This is a genomic window from Hydrogenophaga sp. (assembly GCF_041633695.1).
Taxonomy (GTDB): Bacteria; Pseudomonadota; Gammaproteobacteria; order Burkholderiales; family Burkholderiaceae_C; genus Hydrogenophaga.
In genome coordinates this window covers 1-6,712 of record NZ_JBFJMY010000225.1, presented here as the reverse complement: position 1 = coordinate 6,712, position 6,712 = coordinate 1, and the positions used below count along the sequence as shown (strand labels likewise).

General features: G+C 65.6%; 6 protein-coding genes and 1 pseudogene. 5 read left to right on the top strand and 2 right to left on the bottom strand.

The genetic code is table 11. From position 1 onward, the window contains the following. Positions 1-143: 143 nt before the first annotated feature. Both ABYB95_RS14130 and ABYB95_RS14125 read right to left on the bottom strand, forming a co-directional pair. A complete protein-coding gene (locus ABYB95_RS14130; protein WP_372659203.1) occupies positions 144-959 on the bottom strand; it encodes a hypothetical protein in 816 nt (271 codons plus the stop codon). Between the two features lie 48 nt (positions 960-1,007). Continuing rightward, positions 1,008-1,844 carry a serine protease gene (locus tag ABYB95_RS14125; RefSeq protein ID WP_372659202.1) on the bottom strand — a complete coding sequence of 279 codons (837 nt, stop codon included), beginning with the start codon at positions 1,842-1,844 and terminating at the stop codon, positions 1,008-1,010. Positions 1,845-1,899: 55 nt separating this feature from the next. Here ABYB95_RS14125 and ABYB95_RS14120 point away from each other — a divergent pair, with 55 nt between their 5' ends. The 5 genes and pseudogenes from ABYB95_RS14120 to ABYB95_RS14100 form a co-directional block, all read left to right on the top strand. Then, complete coding sequence (locus tag ABYB95_RS14120; RefSeq protein ID WP_372659201.1) at positions 1,900-2,145, top strand: cysteine-rich CWC family protein; 246 nt, start codon at positions 1,900-1,902, stop codon at positions 2,143-2,145. Between the two features lie 289 nt (positions 2,146-2,434). After that, a complete protein-coding gene (locus ABYB95_RS14115; RefSeq protein WP_372659200.1) occupies positions 2,435-3,964 on the top strand; it encodes an alanine/glycine:cation symporter family protein in 1,530 nt (509 codons plus the stop codon). A gap of 118 nt (positions 3,965-4,082) precedes the next feature. Next, positions 4,083-5,567, top strand: coding sequence for an MFS transporter (locus tag ABYB95_RS14110; RefSeq protein ID WP_372659199.1), 1,485 nt, complete (start codon positions 4,083-4,085; stop codon positions 5,565-5,567). 105 nt (positions 5,568-5,672) lie between these two features. Beyond that, positions 5,673-6,449 (top strand): class II glutamine amidotransferase, encoded by a 777-nt coding sequence (locus tag ABYB95_RS14105; RefSeq protein ID WP_372659198.1) that lies wholly within the window; start codon positions 5,673-5,675, stop codon positions 6,447-6,449. Positions 6,450-6,556: 107 nt separating this feature from the next. Beyond that, a pseudogene (locus ABYB95_RS14100) lies at positions 6,557-6,712 on the top strand (ABC transporter substrate-binding protein); the annotation flags it as partial.

Genomic DNA, 6,712 nt, shown 5'->3' with positions numbered 1-6,712 from the left:
GCCGGGGCGCGCTCAAAAATGGCGGCTGCTTCGGCGGTGGACAAAGCCTCCAGCACCCGCGCCGCGTGCGACGGGTGGCTGCGCATGAACGCCAGGCTGAGCGCACTGTCGCGCTCCTCATCCATGGCGTGCAGCGTTTGCATTCAGGCCTCGTCTTCGCGCGCCATCACCACAATGGCTTCGTCGTGGTACAGGCGCCCGGGCAGCATCACGCGGCCCTCGGGGGTTTCCAGCACCAGCGAGGTGGCCGTGAGATCGACGATGCGCCCTTCGTGCCCCGCCACCCGCACCCGCTGGCCGACGCGCAAGGCCTGGCCCAGGTAATGCGCGCCGATCAGGTTGGCGATGTAGCTGCGCGCGCCCAGGCTCACCGCCAGTGCCAGACCACCCAGCACCGAGACCAGCAGCAGCGCTGCAAAAATGGCCAGCCAGGTGACCTTCAAACCCATCTGGTCGGCACCCACCAGCAGCGCCACCACCAGCGTAGCGCCCTGAGCCACGCGCGCAAGCGCGGCGCGTTGGGGCGGTGCCAGCGCGGTGGCCGTGGTCTGCACCACCTGGGCCACCAGGCCCGAGAGCAGGTAACCCGCCGTCATGATCAGCAAGCCCGCCACCACCAGGGGCAGGTGGTCCAGCAGCTTGGCCAGCCAGTCGGTGAAGGTGGTCAGGCCCAGGGTCTGCGTGGCCGCGGTCACAAAGAACAGCAGCACCACCCAGTACACCAGGGAGCCCAGCAAGCTGGCAAACCGGCCCACGCGCCAGCGGCCATGGCCGGCGGTGCGCACGATCAAGGTGTCGAGCAAACCTGCGCCGCGCCGCGTGGCCAGACGCAGCAAGCGGGCCAGCAACCAGCCCACCAACAGCAAGGCCAGCGCCTCCAGCAATTGGGGCAGGTTGGACAGCAGGCGCTCACCCGTGGTGGTGGCGGCCCGGCTCAGCGTCTCGATGAAGTTGCCCATGGCCCATCCTAACCGAGGCCCTGCGCCGGCGGGCCTCGCAAGGCGTGGTCAAGCTGCGGGTACGGGAGCGGTTGGTGCGGGAGCGACGGGTTCGGTGAGGGTGAGCAGGATGTCGGCGTACCAGGCGCAGTTCAGACCCAGCGACTCGTCCAGCACCAGGTCGCGGTTGCCCATGTCCATGCGCGACGAGTGCACACCCATGAGTCGCCACGGCAGTGCAGCAGTGGCGGCTGTGGGGGATGCATCGCGCATCACCACGGCGGCGCCACTGGTGCCGCGGTGCGTGCGCGCGTCGGTCAGAAAGTAGCCATGGCCCTGGAAGCGGATGCCATAGGGCGAGGCGATCGCGGCTTGGCGCACCACCGGCAGGTGGTGCACGGCGTCGTGAAAACCCAGCGGAAAACCCACCACCAGCAAAGACGCATCCACCCGCACGGTCTCGAACGCCGTCTGCAGGTGCGCGGGCGTGAAGGCGTGGATCACGGCACCGGCGGGCAGTTGGCTGCGGTCCAGCTCCAGCACCGCTACGTCGATCTCGCCACCGCTGTCGCGCCCTTGGCGCCACACCGATTTTTTCTGGCTGTACAACAACATCGAAAAGCCGGTGGAGCGGGTGAGGTTGGTCGCATCCAGGTGCAGCTCGATCTCCAGCCGGTCCGGGTGGTGGCCCGAGACCGCATCCTGCACCACGTGGCGGCTCGTCACCAGGTAGAGCCGACCATCGCGCTCAAAGAAAAACCCGCTGGCGTTGGTCAGCGCCTGCGTGCCGAGAAAGGTCGACACCCGGGGTGCAGCCAGAAACAAGGGGTCCACCGGCGGCGAAACCGCGTTCGGTGCGGGGGATGCCTGGCGTGGCGGGATGCTCGGTTGGGTCGGTGTGTTCACCACCAGAGTGTCGCACCATCTGTGCCAGCCCGGGGCGGCTCGCTACACTGGGCACATGCCCGCCACGCCCAGCGCCCAAGCACCTGCACCAGACCCCAGCGTTTGTCCGATATGCGGCGGCGACAACCGCTGCGCGATGGAGATCGAACGCACCACCGGGGTGAACCAAGGGCCTTGCTGGTGCACCACCGCCACCTTTGACGCCGAGTTGCTGGCCCGTCTGCCCGCACAAACCCGCGGCAAGGCCTGCATTTGCGCGCGCTGCGCAGCCGCTGGCGCAGGCGGACACCCCCGCCGCTGACCGACGGTCTTCTCGCCGGTCGCACCCGCCGCGCACCGGACCCACGGCGCGGGCCATGCGGTGTAAGGGCCTATTCGATCCGCAAAAAATGAGGCTTTTCCGCTGATACCAGGGCAACAAATGCCCCCGGGATAACCCGCTGGTACACATTTTGCATCCGTGTCTACCATGGCCCAGCCGCCTTTAGCGAAGGTGGTCAGCATCCCATAGCGCCGCTGTCGCGCCCCTCATCCGCCCTGCGTTCCACGCGCGAAACGGCGGCTCGAAACTCCCCCATCAGGAGATGCCTGTGATTCGCCAAGCCTTCACCACCCGAGCACTGGGCGCCGCCCTGCTGCTCACAGCCTTCGCCCCCCACGCCCTGGCGTCCGGTATTGATGTCGCCGTCGACACCTTTTTCAACGACTACCTGGGCTGGTTTGCCAGTCTGATCTTCACGTCTGTGCCCATTGGTGAAACCAGTTTCCCCCTGATCGCGGGGTGGCTGCTGGTTGCCGCGCTGGTGTTCACGCTGTACTTCGGCTTTATCCAGTTCAAGCAGTTCAAGCTGGCCACCGACATTGTTCGGGGCCGCTACTCCAATCCGGCGCACAAACACGAGGGCGAAATTTCGCACTTCCAGGCTCTGGCCACCGCGCTGTCGGGCACGGTGGGACTGGGCAATATCGCGGGCGTCGGCGCAGCGCTGGCCATCGGCGGGCCGGGTGCCACGTTCTGGATGATCGTGGTCGGCCTGCTCGGCATGGCGTCCAAGTTCACCGAATGCACCCTGGGCGTGAAGTACCGCACCGTGCTGCCATCGGGTGCGGTCTCGGGCGGCCCCATGTACTACCTGAGCCGGGGCCTGGCCGAGCGCGGCATGGCCGGGTTGGGCAAGGTGCTGGCCGTGGCCTTCGCCATCATGGTCATCCTGGGCGCCCTGGGTGGCGGCAATATGTTCCAGGGCAACCAGGCCAACGCCATGCTCGTGCAGACCTTTGGCCTGCCCGATGGCTATGGTTGGGTCACCGGCCTGGTGCTGGCGGGCTTCGTGTTCTCGGTCATCGTCGGCGGCATGCCGGCCATCGCCACCGTCACGTCCAAGCTGGTGCCCGTCATGGCGGTGCTCTACATCGGCATGTCGGTCACGGTGATCGTGCTCAACGTCGATCAGGTCGGCCCTGCGTTTGCCGCCATCTTCAACGGTGCGTTTTCTGCTGAAGGCGTGGCCGGTGGCTTTATCGGCGCCCTGATCCAGGGCCTGAAACGCGCCACCTTCTCCAACGAAGCGGGCGTGGGCTCGGCGGCCATTGCGCACTCGGCGGTGAAAACCAACGAGCCGGTCACCGAAGGTCTGGTGTCGCTGCTGGAGCCCTTCATCGACACCGTGGTCATCTGCACCATGACGGCGATCGTCATCACCATCGCCGGTCTCAACGCTGGCCCCTATCCCCACCCCGAAGGCCTGACCGGCGTGAACCTCACGGCGGCGTCGTTCCAGGGCACTTTCGACTGGTTCCGCTATCCGCTGGCGCTGGCGGTGCTGATGTTTGCGATCTCCACCATGATCTCCTGGTCTTACTACGGCCTCAAGGGCTGGACCTACTTGTTTGGCGAAGGCAAGACCAACGAACTGGTCTACAAACTCATGTTCTGCTTCTTCGTGGTGGTGGGTTGCTCGATTGGTTTCAGCGCGGTGATCGACTTTTCGGATGCGGCCATTTTTGCCATGGGCATCTTCAACATCATCGGTCTGTACTTTCTGATGCCGGTGGTGAAAGCCGAACTGGCCCAGTTCATGGCCAAGGTGAAATCGGGCGAATTCAAGCGCTACAGCTGAACCTGGATCGCGCCAAACACCCAACGGGCCTGAGGGCCCGTTTTCTTTGGTCTACGACCCCGTCTGCGCGATTGCCTATCATCAGCGGGTCGGCTGCCGTTGCAGCCGCTGGACCCCCATGCCCGACAACGCCCCGCCCAACTCCCTGATCGCCCTGCGCGAACGCTATGGCGAACGCTACCGCTGGCTGCTGTTGTTCTCGGTGATGGTGGGCACCATGGCGTCCATCATGTCGTCCACCATCATCAACGTGGCCATTCCCGATTTGAGCCTGCACTTCTCGCTCGGCCAGGAGCGGGCGCAATGGGTCAGCTCGGGCTTCATGGCGGCCATGACCGTGTCCATGCTCACCACCCCCTGGCTATTGGCGCGCTACGGCTACCGCCGCACCTACTCGGGCTGCATGTGGTTGCTGATGGCCGGTGGCGTGGCGGGCGGTTTTGCCACCGACTTTTCACTGGTGCTCGCCGCCCGTGTCGCCGAAGGCCTGGCCGCTGGCGTGGTGCAACCGATTCCCGCCATCATCATCCTGCGCGCCTTCGAGCCGAGCGAGCAAGGCCGCGCCAGCGGACTGTTCGGCATGGGCGTGGTGCTGGCCCCCGCGCTGGGGCCCAGCATCGGCGGCCTGCTGGTCGACGGCTTTGGCTGGCGTTCCATCTTTTTCATGGTGGTGCCGTTTTGCCTGGCCTCGCTGTGGCTGGCGCGCCGCTTTGTGCCGGTCACCGCCCCGGGTGGCGCCGCCGCCAACGCCCAGGGTGCGGCACTGGACTGGCGCGGTCTGCTGCTGGCCACCGTGGGCACCTTGTGCCTGCTCAATGGTCTGGTCGCGCTGCAAGGCGACACCGCAGGCTCAGTCGGCCTGCTGCTCCTGGGCGCGGCCCTGGCCGTGTTGGCTTTCGTGTGGCTGCAGCGTCGCACCTTGAAACAACGCCTGCTCCGCCCCGATGCCGGGGTGGACCCGCTGATGAACCTGTCGCTGTTCGCCGACCGGCGCTATGCCATGGGCAGCATCGTGGCCTTTATCTACGGCACGGCGCTGTTCGGCTCTACCTACCTGCTACCGGTGTACATGCAAATGGGCCTGGGCCTTTCGCCCTCACACGTGGGCGCCATATTGCTGCCCGCCGGCCTGATGCTCGCAGGCACCATTGCGGTGGCCGGGCGGCTGGCCGACCACCAGCCCACCCACCGGCTGGTGAGCATCGGCCTGTTGCTGCTGGCGGCGTCGTTTGCGCTCATGCCCACAATTGGCCTGCGCGGGGCCGGCCAGACATTGGCGATGCTGGTGATTTGGGCCACGCTGGGGCGCATAGGCCTGGGCTTCATCCTGCCCTCGCTCAATGTGGGCGCCATGCGCAGCATGCAGAAAATCCACATCCCGCAGGGTTCGAGCGTCATCAACTTTCTGCGCATGCTCGGTGGTGCCGCCGGTGTGAGCCTGTGCGGCATCGTGCTCGAATGGCGCATAGCCGCCCACGGCGCGCAGCTGGACACCAGCAGCACCAGCCTGGCGCGGCTGGCGGCGTTTGACGAAACCTTTTTGATGCTCGCCGCCGTCTGCGCGCTGGCACTGATCGCCGCCTGGAAACTGCGGGACCGTTAGAGAAACCAATTCCCCCCACGCCCCATCCCGCTGCCGGTACGGATGCGCGTGCAAAAACACAAAGTCCGTTCGGGCTGTGCTTGTGCTGGGGGCACAATACACAGCATGTGCCAATTGCTCGGACTCAACTGCGCCACGCCCACCGACGCGTCATTCAGCTTCACCGGGTTCTGCCAGCGCGGTGGCGGCACCGACCACCACGCCGATGGCTGGGGTATTGCGTTCTTCGAAGGCCGCGGCATGCGTCTGTTCGTCGACCACCTGAGCGCAGCCGAATCGCCCATCGCGGAGTTCTTGCAGAAATACCCGCTCAAGAGCCGCAACATCATCGCCCACGTGCGCAAAGCCACTTACGGCGAAGTGAGTCTGCAAAACGCCCACCCCTTCACCCGCGAACTCTGGGGCCGCCATTGGGTATTTGCCCACAACGGCGACCTGCATGGCTACCAGCCCACGCTGCACAGCCACTTCCACCCCGTGGGCAGCACCGACAGCGAGCAGGCCTTTTGCTGGTTGATGCAGGAACTGGCCAAATCGCACGCCGGGCTGCCCAGCGTGGAAGAGCTCACTTTGACCCTGCGCGAGCTGGTGCCGCAGATCAGCAGCTTCGGCACTTTCAATTTCCTGCTCTCCAACGGCGACGCCCTGTGGGCGCACTGCAGTACCAAGCTGCACTACCTGGTACGGCAACACCCGTTTGCGCAGGCGACCCTGATGGACCGTGACTGGACGGTGAACTTCGCCGACCTCAACCACCCCGGCGACCGCGCGGCGGTGGTGGTCACCACGCCCCTGACCAACAACGAGCAATGGACCGCCTTTCTGCCCAATGAGCTCAAGGTGTTTGTCGACGGCTTGCCCCTGCCCAACGCTGCGGCTTAGAGGGCCTTCGGGAGACCCGTCCATAGAGGCGGGTAACATGGCACGGCGCGCCGGTACCGTGGTCTGTGGTGCCGGCGGATGCCACAAAACCCATTGGAGACAACACCATGCAAAGACGCCATCTCATCGCCGGCGGTTTGGCCGCTGCCGCCGCCCCGCACTGGGCCTTTTCGCAAACGCTGGAAAAACCCAAGCTCACCCTGGCCGTGGGCGGCAAAAACCTGCTGTATTACCTGCCCTTGACGGTGGCCGAACAGCTGGGT